The sequence below is a fragment of the Haloferula sp. BvORR071 genome (assembly GCF_000739615.1).
In the GTDB taxonomy this organism is placed as follows: Bacteria; Verrucomicrobiota; Verrucomicrobiia; order Verrucomicrobiales; family Akkermansiaceae; genus Haloferula.
On sequence record NZ_BATP01000055.1, the window covers coordinates 1 to 14,677 of the forward strand.

The following is a 14,677-nucleotide window of genomic DNA, read 5'->3' on the forward strand; positions in this document are numbered from 1 at the left end:
GGTATCCGTCACCTTCTCCAGCGCCTTCACCTGATCGCCCTTGGCCGCCTCACCCGACTCCAGCGTCGCGAGGTACTTCCCGTCCTTGAGCTCCACGATCACCGGCACCCCGATCAGCGCGTCCTTCTCCTCCGGCATCGGCTGATCCTGGCCATTCAGGTTCATCTTTCCGGTGGTGGTTTTGCTCTCCAGCGTCCGGCGCGCCTTGTTGTCGCCGAGCGAGGTCCAGGTCTCCGTCGTCGTCTCGGAGCGGCTCATCGTCCCCTCCATCTTCTGTCCGGCGGCATTGATGCTCATCTTCCCGTCCTTCATCTCCCCGGAGTTCTCCTTGGTGAGCGCCTTCCCCTTCGCCGGCAGCTTCGACCCCTTCGACGCCAGCACATGGCTGTCCGACTTCTTCGCCTCCTCCGCCGTCGCCGCGGCACCGCCCTCCGTCTTCGCCTTATCTTTGCACGCGGTCAGCATCAGACCGGCACCCAACAATGTTCCGATGGCAAGTGTTCTCATGGTCCATGAGCCTGACAGGACTCCGGGCCGCTTGAAAAGAAATCTTCTGCAAGGATTTCGCCCCCTCTGCACGCAAAGGGCCCCCGCGTTCCACTGCTAATAAACCCGCGGGGGCCCCACGCACGCCGTATCGCAAAGCCATTGCGACGGCTCCAAAGAAAGCGCTTAGTGAGGGGAGGGGAGAGAAACGAGTGGCCCGCGGCCCTCTCCCAAGGGCCGCGGGCGTGGTGCAATGCGATTCACCATCACTCGTGCAGGACACGATCTACCATGAAAACGGGTCGGGCAGCCCTCCTCTAAAACTGCAGACCCACGATGTTTCTCGCATCACAACCTAACTTAGCCCTGTTAGGCCGTAGATGCAAATTTCACACAGGTGGGATTTCTACTTAGCCAAACCCACCGTAAACATGCGTAGACAAAACCGAGCTTGAGCGGCGATGCGCGAATACGAAGCGAACCGCCAAGCCTTACCCTCGCCGCCGCCACAGGGATGAGTAGTGATGAATCTCAATCACCTTTCCCACTCCTTCACATACCTCACCTGCGCGTCCGTCTGTGGCGACTTCGGGTGTAGCCGCACCTTCGGCATGTGTGCCGCGTAGAGTTCCTGCACCTTCGCCAGCGCCGCGTGGGCATCCATGCCGGACTCCCTTAGCCAGCAAGCGATCACCGTGCCCGTCCGGCCGATCCCGCCCCAGCAGTGCACATAGCAGGTCCGGCCCGCCGCGATTTCCTCCCGCAGCCGCGCCAAGATCCCGCGCATCAGCTCTGGCGAGCCCGGCACGCTCATATCCGGAATCGGGAAGGGGAAATGCCTCAGCTCCACGCTGCTTCCCGTGGCGACGGCCAGCTCCGCCAGCAAGTGCGCATACGGCTCCATGCGATCCGCCGGTGCTGTTAGATCGATGAACGAATGCACGCCTTCCTCCACCAGCGTCCGCAGCCGCCGCAGCGCCACATCCGCATAGTGCCCGCCGGGATATTCACCGGCGATCAAGCGCCCCGCCTCCACCGTGTAATGCTGCACTTCCATGTCACTCGCTACTTTATCATTCCACGCCAAATGCCGGTCTCCACCGCCTGCCACCCGAGTTCCATTTTCTTCAGCTCGGCGCGGCGCTTCTCCCATGCCGTTCCAATTTCACTGGGACCTTCGTTGTCGCCGCGGTCGAACTCTCCGGCCATGTTTTCCAACTTGCGGACGTCCCGGCGCAGATCCCGCCGCTTCTGATAAAGGGCGATCTGCTCCATCGCAAACGGCGTTCCCTTCCAGTCCCGCAGCGTCTGATCAATCTCCGCCATCTTCGCCTTCGCCGCGCTCACACCGGCTTGGCCTCTGTCAGCCTCCGCGGCCAGCAGCGCGGCCTCCGCCGCTTCCGCCTTGCGGATCAGCCCGATCACCGGCGGCTCTTCCTTGTCCCACTCCCCAGGAGCGAGCGCCGCGGTCGGCTCCGGCACCTCCGAATCATCGCTCAACACCGGCTTCACGACCGGCGGCTTTACGATCTCCGGCTCCTGCGCCGCAGTGTGCAATGCCGGCGCCAACAACGCTACCGCCACCAACCCCACGGAAATCTTGCCCATACCCTTCCTTATACCAAAACCCGCGAAGCGCACTCCGATTGATGATTGGAACATTGCTGATTGATGATTTCTTCATTCCACCAGCCACTCCTCCACATACTTGCACTGCGCCGGCTGCTGCGGTGAGCGCGGATAGCGTGCCCGCTTCGCCTCATCCATGTGTGTCTCGTAGAGCGCTTGCACCTTCGCCAGCGCGGCGGCGGCATCCAGCCCGGTCTCCCGCAGCCAGCAACCGACCGCCGTGCCGGTCCGGCCGATTCCGCCCCAGCAGTGCACGTAGCAGGGCCGCCCCGCCTCCAGCTCCGAGCGGATCAGGTCGACGATGCCGCGCATGATCTCCGGCCCCGAGGGAATCTTCATGTCCGGGATCTCGAAGGAATAGCGCTTCAGCCCCATCGTCCCGTCCACATCCACCTCCAGGAACATCGGCTCATACGGCAGCAGTCCGTCCTGCCAATCCGAGTGGGAAGTCAGATCGATGAAAGTCCGCACGCCCTTCTCCTCCACCAACTCCCGCACCCGGCTCTCCGCCACATTCGGGCTCATGTCACCGGGATACTCCCCGGCATAGAGGCCGGCCTGCACGCAGTAATGATTCACGGGCTTCATGTTGCCTTTACCATGAGTCAATCTCCCGCTCCGCGTCCACCCCTTTGCGGCGCATCGCCGCGCCGCAGCGTCCTTTCAAGTTCCAGTCAGCTCCGCCTCGATCCTCTTCCGCCTCCGCCGCGCCTGCCACCAGGCCAGCCCCAGCCACAGCGGCAGGTAGCAAACCAAGATCAGCCAGAATGGCAGCACCTGGGCCCGTTGCTCATAGACCTGCCCGCCAAAGCGGATGACCTGTTCATTCCTCTCCACTGCGGGGAACCAATCCGCGCTGAGCATCTTCCCGGGCATCTTCTCGCGGAATTTCAGGCGCCCGAAGGCAGCGGTTTCGCCCGGATGCGGCCCCATGTAAATATACCGCTCGTGCCCCTCCGGCTCCCACGTCCGCGCATCGATCCGGATGACGAAAACCCGCGCCGCTATCGCAACCACCTGCAGACTTGAGTCCTTGCCCCATCTCTCCCATCTCGTCCGATACCCGATCGAATCCGCCCACAGCCCCAGCAGGATCACCACCGGCAAGAGGCCGATGAAGAAGAGTGGAGGGAGCCGTCGGATCCAGTTCATGGTTTCAGCGTCGATGGCAGTATCGTCCTGTTAGGCCGATGCATTCCTTTCCGGCTCCCCAATTTCAATCTCAGATTTCAAATCCTCCACCTTCTTCCTCCTCCGCCGCGCCTGCCACCACGCCAAGCCCAGCCAGGGCGGCAGATAGCACAGCAGCACCAGCCAGTAGGGCAGTATCATTGCCGTGCTGTGGATCTTCACCCGGCCGGTGAAGGCGGAGTCGAGTATGTCGGACGTGCTGGAGCGGGAATAGGAAGGAAAGAACGGCGCGAGGCGGGAGGATCTGGAAAGCATCTGCCTGCGCTCGAATCTGCCCCAGGGCCCGGTCCTGTGCCAACGATTTCCCCAGGCTTGCGCCTCGGTCCTGATTCCCGGCGATTCCACCACCTGCACTTCGTGCACGCTCTCCAGCGCGCCCTTTGCCGAATACAATTTGAGGCGATCAGCGACGGCCGGAGCCCGCGTCCAAGTCATCACATTGCCCAGCGAATCCGCCCACAGCCCCAGCAAGATCACCACCGGCAAGAGCCCGATCCAAAACAGCGGTGGCAGTCGGCGGATACGGTTCATCGGATCATTCGCGGCAAGGACTCAGGAACCACGGATTCACACCGATGAACACGGATAAAGGCAGGGGAAATTGCCGGAGCTGAATCTTCATCCGTGTCAATCCGTGCCCATCCGTGGTTCCTCATGCCTTTCGCCTAGGTCACCTGCTTGTGGTCCCATCGCTTCGATCCTTCTCCTCCTCCGCCGCGCCTGCCACCACGCCAGCGGCAACCACAGCGGCAGATAGCCCAGCAGCAGCAACCAGAAGGGGAACAGCAGAAAGTGGATTTCGAGATCCGGGCCGCCGTTTCCATCGATCTTGAGGGGAGAGGACAGCTTCGCCTCCGGCATCGGGAAGAGCTCCGTGCATACGTAGGGGAGGTGAATCCAATCCCCGCTCTCTGCCGTCTCGATCAGCTTCATGCCCTCGATCTTCCCGGGTTCGCGCTTCTCCAGCACCATGTGCTCCAGATAAATGTCGGAGTCTCTACATGAAAAGGCCCAGCGATTCTCCGGGTCGCGGCAATAGGACCACCCGCTTGAATAGCGGAGGCCATCCGCCCACAACCCGAGCAAGATCACCACGGGCAAGAGCCCGATCCAGAACAAGGGCGGCAGTCGTCGGATAGAGCTCATCTCATCATTCGCGGCAAGAATTCAGAAACCACGGATTCACACCGATGAACACGGATAAAGGCAGGAGAAATTCCCGGAACTGAATCTTCATCCGTGTCAATCCGTGCCCATCCGTGGTTCCTCATGCCTTTCGCCAAGGTCACCTGCTTGTGGTCCCATCGCTTCAGTCCTCTTCCTCCTCCTTCGCGCCTGCCACCACGAAATCCCCAGCCACAGCGGCAGGTAGGCGAGCAGGATCAGCCACAGTGGCAGTTTCAATCGGTGGAGCGTGAAGACTCCATCTCTCCGGAGGAAAGCATTGGTCGAAAACTCCGCGGCAGGAAACCATGTCCCTTGATTTGCGCTTGCCCGCGGCTTGAGCCGCTCGATGTGTCCGGCGACTCCCGTATCCTCCTGCGGTCCGGCGAGCTCATCGCTCGGCTCTTCCTCGCCCTGCTTCGCCGTCTCCGCCGTGTGGTTGAAGACGATCTCAGAACGGTGGAGGATCAGCTGATACTCCAGATCCAGGCTCCGGCTGCGGCTGCGGTTCCACAGCGTCATCGTCGTCAGCGAATCCGCCCACGCCCACAGCAGGATCACCACCGGCAGCAGTCCGATCCAAAACAAGGGCGGCAGTCGTCGAATGCGGTTCATGATTTCATTGGTAATGGAGTAACAGGAAAGCCCGGCAACCACGGATTAACACGGATCAAAGGCAGGGAAGAACGGCGGAACTAATTCTTCTTCATCCGTGTCAATCCGTGCCCATCCGGGGGTCCTACTGCCTTTCCTCAAAGTCACCTGCCCGTGGATCCATCGCTTCAAGCCTCTTCCTCCTCCTTCGCGCCTGCCACCACGAGATCCCCAGCCACAGCGGCAGGTAGCTTGCCAGCAGCAGCCACAGCGGCACGATCCACTCTTGGGTCATGACCGTGAATCCCGTAGCGAACCCGGAGATCGGCCCGATCTCGATCTTCTCCGCGCGCGGGAACCATCGCTTCTCATCCACCCGGCCACCGATCGTGAGAGCGATTCTGCCGGGCGACCACTCATAGCGTGCTACCGTGTTGAAGCGGCCAGTCCCGCCCGGCGACCATGGCATTCCTTCGATCGTGCTTGAGCCCGGCACCTTCACCGCCCGCGTCCGTGCAAATGCCAGCACTGAATTCCGCAGGCTCAGCGTGTCCCTCCCATTCGCCTCCTTCCCGTGTAACCACATGCTGTGGTAGCTCAGCGAATCCGCCCAAGCCCCCAGCAAGATCACCACCGGCAAGAGCCCGATCCAAAACAGCGGCGGCAGTCGGTGGATGCGGTTCATCTCATCATTTGTGGCAAGAACTCAGGAACCACGGATTCACACCGATGAACACGGATAAAGGCAGGGGAAATTTCGGGAACTGAATCTTCATCCGTGTCAATCCGTGCCCATCCGTGGTTCCTCATGCCTTTCGCCAAGCTCATCGGCTTGTGGTCCCATCGCTGCGATCCTTCTCCTCCTCCTTCGCGCCTGCCACCACGAAATCCCCAGCCACAGCGGCAGGTAGGCGAGCAGGATCAGCCATAGCGACAGGATCCACTCGCGTCCGTCAAAAGAGATCCCCGCGGACCGGGAGGAGAGCGCCACGCTTCCCGGATTGGGAAACCAGGTTCCTCCCATCGCGCTCGCGTGCTGCTGCTCCTCAGGGCGGATCGATCCGAGGGCTGCCGTCGGCGCCAGCGAGCCCCTCCGCCCATACCTCGCCAGGGCTCCGGGAATATTCTCCGTCGCCGTCATGGTGTTGAAGCGGATGGCGGAATTCCGGAGCGTGATCACGGTCCTCTGCTCCGGACTCCTGCAGTGGTACCAAGCCACCGGATAAGCCAGCGAAGCTGCCCACAAGGCCAGCAGGATCACCACCGGCAGCAGTCCGATCCAGAAGAAGGGTGGCAATCGTCGGATCGGGTTCATCATCTCAGGGCAAGCTAGGAGTATCGTCCTGTTAGATCATGTCAATTCCGGGCGGAAGGATGGTCTTCTTTCAAAGAAAGAGGAAACCACGGATTGACACCGATGAACACGGATCAAGGCAGGGGAAATTTCCTGAACTGAATCTTCATCCGTGTAAATCCGTGCCCATCCGTGGTTCCCTATGCCTTTCGCCGAGGTCACCCGCGTGTGGTCCCATCGCTGCGATCCGTTTCCGCAGCCGCCGCGCTTGCCACCAGGAAATCCCCAGCCAAATCGGCGCATAGCCCAGCAGGATCATCCAGAAGGGCAGCTCCGCCACCTCCGTCACGTATTCGAAATCCTGGCTCCGGTGGCGATCCTGCACCACGTAGCTCCGCACCGCTGGGAACCACGGCGCCTTCTCCGCCGGGCGGGCCACGGGGTGATGTTGTAGCCTGCCCGCCGGCCACGTTTTCGCCAGCGGGTAGTAAGGGAAAAAGCGCTCGCCTGCCCCCGGTACCCGCTCGATCACTTCACGGCGCTGATAGACCAATTCCGAATGATACGCCGTGAGCGTCCGCGCACGATTCCATTCCCGGCAATGGCACCACTCCGTCTCGTAGCTCGTGCTATCCGCCCACAACCACAGCAGCGCCACCACCGGTAGCAAGCCGATCCAGAACAGCGGCGGCAAGTGGCGGAGGCGGTTCATCTGATCATTCGCGGCAAGGACTCAGGAACCACGAAGGAGCACCGATGAACACGAATAAAGGCAGGGGAAATTCCCGGAACTGAATCTTCATCCGTGTCAATCCGTGCCCATCCGTGGTTGCTTGCCTTTCCCATCTACCATCCGCGGTCAAATCACCAGCGGCATGGATCACGCTTCACTCCTTGGCTCGACCACCGGCATCTCCGCCTCGATCCTCTTCCGCCTCCGCCGCGCGCTCCACCAGGTGACGCCCAGCAAGAGCGGCGTGTATCGCGCCATCACCCGCGGCAGCGAGACAAAGTGCCGCGTCATCCGCAGCTTGAACTCCCCGAAATCGTCCACCCGCACCGGCGTGAGACGCAGGGCGTGCAGCGGAATCACCCCGCTCCCCCCGATCTCCCGGCGCGCTATCTTCCCGACAGGTCCGGTCGGTCCGGTCGGATTGCCCAAGACGTAGTTCAAAAAGCCCGGCTCGATCTTGTGGCCTGGCTTGATGTCCACGATCTCCTTGTCTTCCACCACCAGCTGCCCGCCATCCAGGATCGCGTGCAGGCTCCAGCTCTCGGCGCGGTGATAGTCCCATACATACTGATAGCGCACGGAGTCCGCCCACAGCCACAGCAGCACCACCACCGGGAACAGACCGATCCAAAAAACGGCAGGCAAATGGCGGATGCGGTTCAACACGGCAGACATGACAGCCCCGCAGCTATAGCGCCCTATCCCACCGGCTCAAGCTCCCTCGGGTTGGAGCCGGAAATCTAACTCCTCCACTTCACCGGGAATGCTAGGTTCAGGCAGGCCACCGCGACAATCGCCGCGATGCTGATCCAGCCCCGGTCAATCTGGTCGCAACGACTGAGAATGCCGCCCGGCAGCCATAGCGCCATCGCCACCGCGATGATGATCAAAATCCGCACGTAGGGCGACCGCATGTCCGCATCGGATCAGTTGCCCGCTTCGTCGTCGAGAAGGATCCGTGAAGTGCGACGGCCGCTCACTCGACAGTGAGACATCGGCCAAAGGAGAAGGAACCACGGATGGACACGGATTTACACGGATGAAGATTCCGCTGCGGCAGTCTCTCCTGCCTTTAATCCGTGTTCATCGGTGTCCATCCGTGGTTCTTCCTGCCTTCCGCCAAACTCACTCCGGCTTGTTTTCCACCACCGTCGCCTGCCCGCCGAATTCGAAGCTGTCCTTCCCGAACTTCAGCGTCGGCTGACTCGCCGCCGCGCTGAAGTGCTTCTCCGCCGGGCTCATCCCCTTCGGCATCTTGATCGAGAAATCCTTCTCAATCACCGGCGGCAGCGTGAAGCGGTAGAACTCCTTCCCCACCGGCAGTGGCACGTTGAAGCTCATATCGTGGTCGCCGTAGATCCGCGCCGTCGCCTTCACCTTCACATCCTCCGGACCCGCCAGCCGCAGCACGAAGCTGCCATCCTCCGGGTCCGGTCGCAGCGCCGCCACCACATCCTCCACCGCCAGCGCCGTGATGGTCGCCGATTCGCCGATGCCACCCTTGAGCTCCACTCCCAGGGCCTTCGGCGCATTCCCTTGCGCGCGGATCCGGCCCACGCCATCCACCTTCACCCGGCCGCTCAGGTCCAGGCCTTCATTCTCGTGCAGGCTGGTCTCCAGCTTGCCCAGCCGCGCGCGCAGCTTCAGCAAGGACACATCCTCGATGGAGGCGCTGAAGCCCTTGCCGAAGGGCAGCCCGCTGGTCTTTGAAATCAAGTCACCCTCCGCGCTCACCCCGCGCACCATCGCCGTGCGCTCCTCCACCGGCCGTGCGGAGATCCCCGCGGCGATCTGCTCCAGCGGGCCCACCGGCACCCGCGCGTGGAAGTCCTCGCCCGCAGGCATCCGGAAGCGCGCGAGCTGTTCATCCAGCCCGCGGTCGCTATCGATCTGCGATTCCGGCAGCGCCTTCAGCTCCTCGCCATCCGCGGAGATCCGGCCGGCCGCGTGGAAGCCATCCTCCGCAAACCAGATCGCCAGCAAGCGCCAGCGGATCTGGAGTTCCGGCAGCGCGGGCAGCGTCAGCGCCAGCTTCAGCTGCGAGCCAGCTGCCTTTACATTCAGCTCTTTATCCGCGGACTCCTTCGGCGTGATCGTGAAGTCCACCGGCAGCGGCACGCGGAAGGGCTGCAGCCGCGCATTGATCTGCTCCACCGCCTGCGCGCTTACGATCTCCTGCAGCGGGCGCGGCAGCCCGCGCTTGCTCTCGATCCCCAGGAAGCGGAGCTGCAGATCCACCCGCGTGCCATCCGCCGCCACCGTGTGGGTCAGGCTGGCCTCCGCCTGCAGCGTCTCCGGCGCCATGTCCGGCACCTCCGCCCGCACCGTCGCCACGATCCGCGGGTAGCCGTTCTTGAATTCCGGCGTCAGGCTTTCGATCCTCACCGTGCCCTTGCCCTTCGGGTCACGGTAGGTGGTCCCCACGAAGGCATCCAGCATCCCGGCCAGCAGCTTGCTGGAGAGCGCCGCGTGCACCAGCTCGCCCTCGCCCAGCTCCTTCAGCGCCGTCAGCTTCCTGTTAGTCTCGATCCGCTCGCGCTTCGCCTCGGCCTCCACCATCGCGGACACATGGCTCAGTCGTCCCTTGGCGTAGATCCAGTAGCCGGCACCCGCCACCGCGACCGCGAGCAGCAGGATGGACAAAGCGGTTCTCTTCTTCATCGGCATGGAAGGTGGAAGTGAAATCAGAAAAGCGCAATCCGGGGATGCTTGCGATAGCAGCGCTGCCACCATCCACCTTCATCTCGCCCCGATCAAATATCATCTATCACCAGCCCCAACGGCGGCTCAGCCACCCGAGCCGGGCCTCTTGGACTGAGATACGCCGCGGTCCTTCCTTTCAAATTTGAAATCCGGGATCTCAAATTTCATCGCTTCATCGTCACACGCCGCCGACTTGACCCCACCGCCAGCGCGTTCAGGATCGCCACTGGCTTGGCTCTGGAAAGCCCCTCCTCATTCTCATTTATCCCGGCCCCCGGAGTTCCCTCATCTACTGCTGCCACCGTAGAATCTGCCGTTTCTGAAAGCTGAAAACTGAACACCGGCAAACTTGACCCGACTCCTCCAACTCCCGCCCCTCCTCGCCGGCCTGCCCGCCCGCGCCTTGCCTCGCATCCTCGAGATGCTCGTCGCCGGCTTCTGGGGCCTTTTCTTGATCGTCGGTTGCTGGATGCTTGTCGTCGCGCTCATCCGCTTCGTCGCCCGCAAGGATGACATTGCGCCCGGGATGCTAGCCAGCAGCCGCGTCGCCTGGTGCTTCGGGACCTGCCAAATCCTGTCGTCCATTCTCATCCTTCTCGCGGAGCGACCAGCCCTCAATCCGTTCATGATCTGGTCGGCCTTGCAGGCCGGCCTTTGCGTCATGGGTCTCTCCATGTACTGGGTCTGGAAACAGCGCCTCCGCACCCGCAACGCCGCCGACCCGCGCCTCCCCTACGAGGACCCGCCCCCATGAGCCGCCTCCGCCACCTGCCACCGCTCTTCTTTCTCGGCTTCTTCCCCGTGGTCATCCTCCTGTGGGCTTGGGCGGACTCGATGCGCCATGACTCCGGCTGGTTTCGCGCTGTGGCCGACAAGAGCTCGGAGGGACTGCAGCTCCGGTCGTCGGCCCTCGTTCACCTGCGCTTCGAGATCATCCCGCCACTCGCTTCATCGTTCCCTATCCCGCACATCATTCCCACGGAGAGCTGGGGCGACTTCTCACGGCTTGAAGTAAACCCTGCATACGTGGGCTCCCGAAAGCCCTTCCCTGCACCTGCCCGGACGCAGGAAGTGCTGCCCGCGTCTCTTCCTGAACCATCTCAAATGGTCCTCTCCCGGACCGTCATCCCTCTCTGGCTCATCCTCACCGCCTATCTTCCCGTTTGGCTCGGTCTTGCCTATTGGCAAGCTCGCCGCCGCCACGCCAAGATCCAAGCCAGCCTCCCGCCATCCCCGGACTCAAATTCCCCTCGGCTCACCGCTTACTGATCACAGATATCCCGGCACTCTATCCGCACTCGCCATGCAGTGGATCACGCTCATTACCGCCGCGCCCCTCGACCTCGCCGCCATCGCCACCGCCAGCCGCTTCCTCGGTGAAATCCGCCTCGAGGACTCACCGCCGCGCCTCGCCATCGATGGGGCAGGGAAGGGCGGCAGCTGCCTGCGCGGCGCCATCTCCTTCATCCCGGATGCCGCCATCGGCAATGCCTTCGCCGGCACCCAGCTCGCCCTCATCCACCAGATCATTCCCGGCCCTCACTACACCATCCTCCGCTTCCGCTACCCCGCCGATGCCGAGTCCGCCATCGCCCTCCTCAACTCCGACAGCCCCGCCCTGATCCACACCGAGCACGGCCTGCTCCTCTCCCTCAACGAAGTGAAGCACCGCATCGAACAGGGGGAGAACTGGCTGGGGGGCTGAGCTTGGCTCACTGGCGCGTCCGGGCGCTATCACCACGGCAGCGCCCGGTAAAAGCGATTGATCGCTTCGTATGCTCGGTCGAAATCGGGCAGCTCTCCCTCAATTTCATCCGCGAGCGTCGCATAGTCCACTTCAGCGCGTCCCCTCACTTCCGGATTCGCCAATGAATCCCGGTCCGGCTCGATGCCTCGCGACTGCGCCTTGGCCATCAAGCTCTCCAGGATTGCTCGTCTCTGCGTCTCATCCGCACCCAGCTCCACCAGCAGGGCAAGGTCATACACATCCTGCCGCCGGAAGCGGTTGCGTCCCGGCTGCTGGAGCAGGGAGCGGAACTTCTCCGCGACCAGATCGGGAAAACCATACGCCCGGATCCGGCCGTCGCCTTCGAGCGCCAGGGTCTCACCACTCAGGATCGCTTCGTTCAGGCTGAAATCGATCGCGACCACCGAGGGGCACTCCTTGTGCAAGAGCTTCCGGTGCTTCGGGGTTCCCCGGTAGGCGTAGCCGATGTTCAGCTTGATGCTCGGGAAGCGTGCCTCCGGCCGCTTCGGTGGCAGCACCTCCCATTTCTGAACCCGACAATCGAGATCGTATTCAGACTCCGCGGCGGAGAGAGTCAGCGCTTCCTCGAACCTTGCGACGAAGGCCTCGGCGTCCAGTTGCTGGATCGTCCGCGTGGTTGAGAAGTCGATGTCCTTGGTGAAGCGCGGGCTGTGGTAGCGCAGCGCCATCAGGATGCCGCCCTTCATCACCATTGTCTCGCGCAGCTCCGGATCCGCTCCCACTGCCGAAAGGATCACATGTACGGCCTGCCTGAACTCCCTGGCACCGGGACCCGCATCCTCCGCCCACGACGCCATGTCGATCCCGCTCACGCCGCACCTTCTCCTTTCAATCCCTCGACATTGAGTGACAGCGCCCACTTGTCCGACCAGACCGGGCGATACTCCGCGGAGGCATCCAGCTTCCGCGATCCGCCGCGCTGGGCGAACTGCACCCAGCCCTCCACCGTATCGTTCTTCAGGCCGATCAACTCGTCTAACAGATAGCCGGCCCGCACCTTGTCGATCGGTGCTCCGTGCTGCTCCAGCTCATCCGTGATCAGCCGCAGGTAGCTGCCCGCGTGATCCTGATAAACGCGGATCACATGGTGCATCCCGCCGCACAGCTCCGGATTCCGTAGCATGTCCAGGAAGGTCCGGCCCAGCGTCGATACCCGCAGCGGACTACCCTTCACATTCTTGTAAGCGCCGCGGTGCTTGGAATGGAAGAACTGCAGCTCCTTGCGGCCGATCTTGCTCATCTTCGTCCGGGTCAGCAGCGGCATCCCGGATTGCTCGTAGAGCACCAGATCATCGCCCAGATCCTGCTTCATCCGCGTTGCTGCCTCATCCTGCCACTCCCGTAGGGGAGGGGAGCTGAGGAAGAGCTTTACTGGCAAGCGATCGGTCAGACCATGGTGGGCCATCGCGCTCAAGTGCGACACATAGCAAAACGGATCCACCGTGCACGCCACCTCGGCGGCGTCCTCATCACGGCGTCCAAGCAGGCGGAAAACTCGACCGGTAAAATCTGGGTGCGACTTGAGGACACCTGTTCCCTCCAGTTCGGCTAAGCAACGGTTGAACTCCCCAGTCCCGGCGGCCTCTCTCTTTAGATGCTGCAGCTTCTCGCCGCGATAGGACTTTGCCGAGTAGAGACCAAACACGATCAGCCCCAAACGGTAACGGGTGATCACGGGATCCGACACCTCGCCCAAAGAGAGAGAGAGGGCGGTAGAAAGGTTCATAGACTCGGTGGTATCAGATGTCCTCAGGACATCTGATACCACCGATATACGGGTAGTCAATTGGAAATTTTTGGATGCTTGATGTCGCTAAGACGCGCTATTATCATGCGTCCTTAGGACGCATGATAATAGCGCAGCTTGATGCTGGATAATTATCGCCCTTCCAAACCCACCCCGGAAATTCCCATTGCCCCCGCCGCCATCCCCGTCCATGCTCCCTGCATACCCAACTACGGGGGCGTTCTGGTTTCGACGGGATGTTCGCAGTGTTGGTTGCACGTGGAGGTTGATCGGCTGGCCTCCTAAAAAGCCGCTCAAAACAAATAAATGCAGACTCTAACGAGCTTGCCCTTGCTGCTTAATTGACAGCAACACCAGAACCCATGCGCACGCGGTGGGGGAAGGTGAACACTTAGCGTGCTGGCCTTGATGCCGGGTAACCGGGCAGCTTGGTGAGATCTACAGGTTTCTAGGAAGGGGAACGCTGCCGACGGGCCTACAACTTCCGAAATCCCAGATCGCCGGATAAACGTGTAGAGACCCGCATGAAAGATGTTTCGGACAGGGGTTCGACTCCCCTCGCCTCCACCATCTGGGCCCCGCCGGCGAAAGCCAGCGGGGCCCGCCTGTTTTAGGGCGGGCAGGGAAGGGGAGAAGCCGGGGCTGCGCAGCGCCCTTACCCAGAGGCTGATCTTCCCCGTCATCTTGGCCGTCGGCGCGCGTCGCTTCCTTCGAGCCGCCGAAGTTCCGCTGGGATTGAATAAGTGGCCGATTCGGGTGGTCCTACCAATCCGCATGAAAATTACCTCCCTTGCCCTCCGCTGCCTCTGCGCTGCCGGCTTCCTGGCACCGCTCCAAGCTGCCCCTGATGTCGATACTAATGCCCCGCTCCTTGCCGAGGACCTCGGGATCAGCAAATGGGTTCCCAAGCCGGTCGAAAGGAAAACCGAATGTCTGATGGTGACGGTGCAAGTCAGTCAGGCCGGTAAGGAGGTGTTTCACTCTAGCCGGGGTGTTTTCGATCTCAAGTATGCCGCGGACTGCGCTTTGATCACCTACCTCCCGTCGCTGCTGGGAGACTCCGGTCTCCTGAAGGTCTCGTTTGGCAGGCCCATCAATGCACCAGGAAGGGGGACGGCCGTCAGTCCACACGGTCTCATGGCGGCGTCCGAAGGAACTTACATGCCGGATCCAAGGACCTTTGTGCGCTACATGGACTACGGCGATTGCCGGGTGGACTACATGGTCGAAGAGGCCACGCTTGAGGAACTGAAGAAACTTGCCGAGCACCCGGAACTGCCCAACGGCGAGAGGCCCGGCATCTCGCAGCTCAAGGAGCCGCGGGCGATCCCCCCGCAGGACCAGCCGAAGAAGGAGTGATCCTGCGGA

General features: G+C 62.1%; 20 protein-coding genes and 1 other RNA gene. 5 read left to right on the forward strand and 16 right to left on the reverse strand.

All coding sequences use genetic code 11. The features are described from left to right. From BV071_RS26245 to BV071_RS26305, 14 genes are all read right to left on the reverse strand, one after another. Nucleotides 1-507: hypothetical protein (locus BV071_RS26245; protein WP_265594918.1), on the reverse strand; the 507-nt coding region annotated here is incomplete at its 3' end. Nucleotides 508-1,021: 514 nt separating this feature from the next. Next, nucleotides 1,022-1,543 (reverse strand): protein-tyrosine phosphatase family protein, encoded by a 522-nt coding sequence (locus BV071_RS26250; protein ID WP_035613698.1) that lies wholly within the window; start codon nt 1,541-1,543, stop codon nt 1,022-1,024. 8 nt (nt 1,544-1,551) lie between these two features. Beyond that, a complete protein-coding gene (locus BV071_RS26255; RefSeq protein WP_265594919.1) occupies nt 1,552-2,094 on the reverse strand; it encodes a hypothetical protein in 543 nt (180 codons plus the stop codon). A 72-nt stretch (nt 2,095-2,166) separates the two neighbouring features. Further along, complete coding sequence (locus BV071_RS33710; RefSeq protein ID WP_052573908.1) at nt 2,167-2,703, reverse strand: hypothetical protein; 537 nt, start codon at nt 2,701-2,703, stop codon at nt 2,167-2,169. Nucleotides 2,704-2,778: 75 nt separating this feature from the next. After that, entirely contained in the window at nt 2,779-3,267 is a 489-nt protein-coding gene (locus tag BV071_RS26265; RefSeq protein ID WP_035613705.1) for a hypothetical protein, read from the reverse strand. Nucleotides 3,268-3,297: 30 nt separating this feature from the next. Continuing rightward, nucleotides 3,298-3,837: a hypothetical protein gene (locus BV071_RS26270; protein ID WP_035613708.1), complete on the reverse strand. Its 540-nt coding sequence runs from the start codon at nt 3,835-3,837 to the stop codon at nt 3,298-3,300. A gap of 96 nt (nt 3,838-3,933) precedes the next feature. Further along, nucleotides 3,934-4,278 (reverse strand): hypothetical protein, encoded by a 345-nt coding sequence (locus tag BV071_RS26275; protein WP_265594920.1) that lies wholly within the window; start codon nt 4,276-4,278, stop codon nt 3,934-3,936. A gap of 270 nt (nt 4,279-4,548) precedes the next feature. Next, nucleotides 4,549-5,085, reverse strand: coding sequence for a hypothetical protein (locus BV071_RS26280; RefSeq protein WP_265594921.1), 537 nt, complete (start codon nt 5,083-5,085; stop codon nt 4,549-4,551). A gap of 124 nt (nt 5,086-5,209) precedes the next feature. Beyond that, nucleotides 5,210-5,749, reverse strand: coding sequence for a hypothetical protein (locus BV071_RS26285; RefSeq protein ID WP_035613718.1), 540 nt, complete (start codon nt 5,747-5,749; stop codon nt 5,210-5,212). A gap of 96 nt (nt 5,750-5,845) precedes the next feature. Further along, on the reverse strand, nt 5,846-6,382 hold the full coding sequence (locus BV071_RS26290) for a hypothetical protein (protein ID WP_035613721.1): 537 nt from the start codon (nt 6,380-6,382) through the stop codon (nt 5,846-5,848). A gap of 142 nt (nt 6,383-6,524) precedes the next feature. After that, nucleotides 6,525-7,070: a hypothetical protein gene (locus BV071_RS26295; protein ID WP_035613724.1), complete on the reverse strand. Its 546-nt coding sequence runs from the start codon at nt 7,068-7,070 to the stop codon at nt 6,525-6,527. 168 nt (nt 7,071-7,238) lie between these two features. After that, entirely contained in the window at nt 7,239-7,766 is a 528-nt protein-coding gene (locus BV071_RS26300; RefSeq protein ID WP_035613727.1) for a hypothetical protein, read from the reverse strand. A gap of 65 nt (nt 7,767-7,831) precedes the next feature. After that, the gene (locus BV071_RS35810) at nt 7,832-8,005 is read right to left on the reverse strand and encodes a hypothetical protein (protein ID WP_265594922.1); all 174 of its coding nucleotides are present in this window, start codon (nt 8,003-8,005) and stop codon (nt 7,832-7,834) included. Nucleotides 8,006-8,216: 211 nt separating this feature from the next. After that, complete coding sequence (locus BV071_RS26305) at nt 8,217-9,752, reverse strand: hypothetical protein (protein ID WP_265594923.1); 1,536 nt, start codon at nt 9,750-9,752, stop codon at nt 8,217-8,219. Nucleotides 9,753-10,143: 391 nt separating this feature from the next. On the opposite strand from BV071_RS26305, the gene BV071_RS26310 reads away from it, so the two are divergent. Genes BV071_RS26310 through BV071_RS26320 form a run of 3 tightly spaced genes read left to right on the forward strand, consistent with a single transcriptional unit; the run spans nt 10,144 to nt 11,499 of the window. Further along, entirely contained in the window at nt 10,144-10,548 is a 405-nt protein-coding gene (locus BV071_RS26310; RefSeq protein WP_035613733.1) for a hypothetical protein, read from the forward strand. Next, on the forward strand, nt 10,545-11,063 hold the full coding sequence (locus tag BV071_RS26315) for a hypothetical protein (RefSeq protein ID WP_035613736.1): 519 nt from the start codon (nt 10,545-10,547) through the stop codon (nt 11,061-11,063). The genes BV071_RS26310 and BV071_RS26315 overlap by 4 nt, the downstream gene beginning before the upstream one ends. A gap of 34 nt (nt 11,064-11,097) precedes the next feature. After that, complete coding sequence (locus tag BV071_RS26320) at nt 11,098-11,499, forward strand: hypothetical protein (protein WP_035613739.1); 402 nt, start codon at nt 11,098-11,100, stop codon at nt 11,497-11,499. A gap of 29 nt (nt 11,500-11,528) precedes the next feature. Here the strand turns inward: BV071_RS26320 and BV071_RS26325 are convergent, their stop codons facing one another. Both BV071_RS26325 and BV071_RS26330 read right to left on the reverse strand, forming a co-directional pair. Next, on the reverse strand, nt 11,529-12,374 hold the full coding sequence (locus tag BV071_RS26325) for a nucleotidyl transferase AbiEii/AbiGii toxin family protein (protein ID WP_081886244.1): 846 nt from the start codon (nt 12,372-12,374) through the stop codon (nt 11,529-11,531). Continuing rightward, a complete protein-coding gene (locus BV071_RS26330; protein WP_035613742.1) occupies nt 12,371-13,288 on the reverse strand; it encodes a hypothetical protein in 918 nt (305 codons plus the stop codon). The genes BV071_RS26325 and BV071_RS26330 overlap by 4 nt, the downstream gene beginning before the upstream one ends. A gap of 234 nt (nt 13,289-13,522) precedes the next feature. On the opposite strand from BV071_RS26330, the gene ssrA reads away from it, so the two are divergent. Continuing rightward, nucleotides 13,523-13,879, forward strand: a transfer-messenger RNA (tmRNA) gene (ssrA, locus tag BV071_RS34480). A gap of 204 nt (nt 13,880-14,083) precedes the next feature. Then, nucleotides 14,084-14,668, forward strand: a complete 585-nt coding sequence (locus BV071_RS35815) for a hypothetical protein (RefSeq protein WP_035613745.1) — start codon at nt 14,084-14,086, stop codon at nt 14,666-14,668. Nucleotides 14,669-14,677: the final 9 nt, after the last annotated feature.

What these genes read in the sequence shown, in the direction of transcription:
- BV071_RS26250 (WP_035613698.1), bottom strand. Translation starts at nt 1,543, where the DNA reads ATGGAAGTGCAGCATTACACGGTGGAGGCGGGGCGCTTGATCGCCGGT.
- BV071_RS26255 (WP_265594919.1), bottom strand. Translation starts at nt 2,094, where the DNA reads ATGGGCAAGATTTCCGTGGGGTTGGTGGCGGTAGCGTTGTTGGCGCCG.
- BV071_RS33710 (WP_052573908.1), bottom strand. Translation starts at nt 2,703, where the DNA reads ATGAAGCCCGTGAATCATTACTGCGTGCAGGCCGGCCTCTATGCCGGG.
- BV071_RS26265 (WP_035613705.1), bottom strand. Translation starts at nt 3,267, where the DNA reads ATGAACTGGATCCGACGGCTCCCTCCACTCTTCTTCATCGGCCTCTTG.
- BV071_RS26270 (WP_035613708.1), bottom strand. Translation starts at nt 3,837, where the DNA reads ATGAACCGTATCCGCCGACTGCCACCGCTGTTTTGGATCGGGCTCTTG.
- BV071_RS26275 (WP_265594920.1), bottom strand. Translation starts at nt 4,278, where the DNA reads ATGGTGCTGGAGAAGCGCGAACCCGGGAAGATCGAGGGCATGAAGCTG.
- BV071_RS26280 (WP_265594921.1), bottom strand. Translation starts at nt 5,085, where the DNA reads ATGAACCGCATTCGACGACTGCCGCCCTTGTTTTGGATCGGACTGCTG.
- BV071_RS26285 (WP_035613718.1), bottom strand. Translation starts at nt 5,749, where the DNA reads ATGAACCGCATCCACCGACTGCCGCCGCTGTTTTGGATCGGGCTCTTG.
- BV071_RS26290 (WP_035613721.1), bottom strand. Translation starts at nt 6,382, where the DNA reads ATGATGAACCCGATCCGACGATTGCCACCCTTCTTCTGGATCGGACTG.
- BV071_RS26295 (WP_035613724.1), bottom strand. Translation starts at nt 7,070, where the DNA reads ATGAACCGCCTCCGCCACTTGCCGCCGCTGTTCTGGATCGGCTTGCTA.
- BV071_RS26300 (WP_035613727.1), bottom strand. Translation starts at nt 7,766, where the DNA reads ATGTCTGCCGTGTTGAACCGCATCCGCCATTTGCCTGCCGTTTTTTGG.
- BV071_RS35810 (WP_265594922.1), bottom strand. Translation starts at nt 8,005, where the DNA reads ATGCGGTCGCCCTACGTGCGGATTTTGATCATCATCGCGGTGGCGATG.
- BV071_RS26305 (WP_265594923.1), bottom strand. Translation starts at nt 9,752, where the DNA reads ATGAAGAAGAGAACCGCTTTGTCCATCCTGCTGCTCGCGGTCGCGGTG.
- BV071_RS26315 (WP_035613736.1), top strand. Translation starts at nt 10,545, where the DNA reads ATGAGCCGCCTCCGCCACCTGCCACCGCTCTTCTTTCTCGGCTTCTTC.
- BV071_RS26320 (WP_035613739.1), top strand. Translation starts at nt 11,098, where the DNA reads ATGCAGTGGATCACGCTCATTACCGCCGCGCCCCTCGACCTCGCCGCC.
- BV071_RS26330 (WP_035613742.1), bottom strand. Translation starts at nt 13,288, where the DNA reads ATGAACCTTTCTACCGCCCTCTCTCTCTCTTTGGGCGAGGTGTCGGAT.
- BV071_RS35815 (WP_035613745.1), top strand. Translation starts at nt 14,084, where the DNA reads ATGAAAATTACCTCCCTTGCCCTCCGCTGCCTCTGCGCTGCCGGCTTC.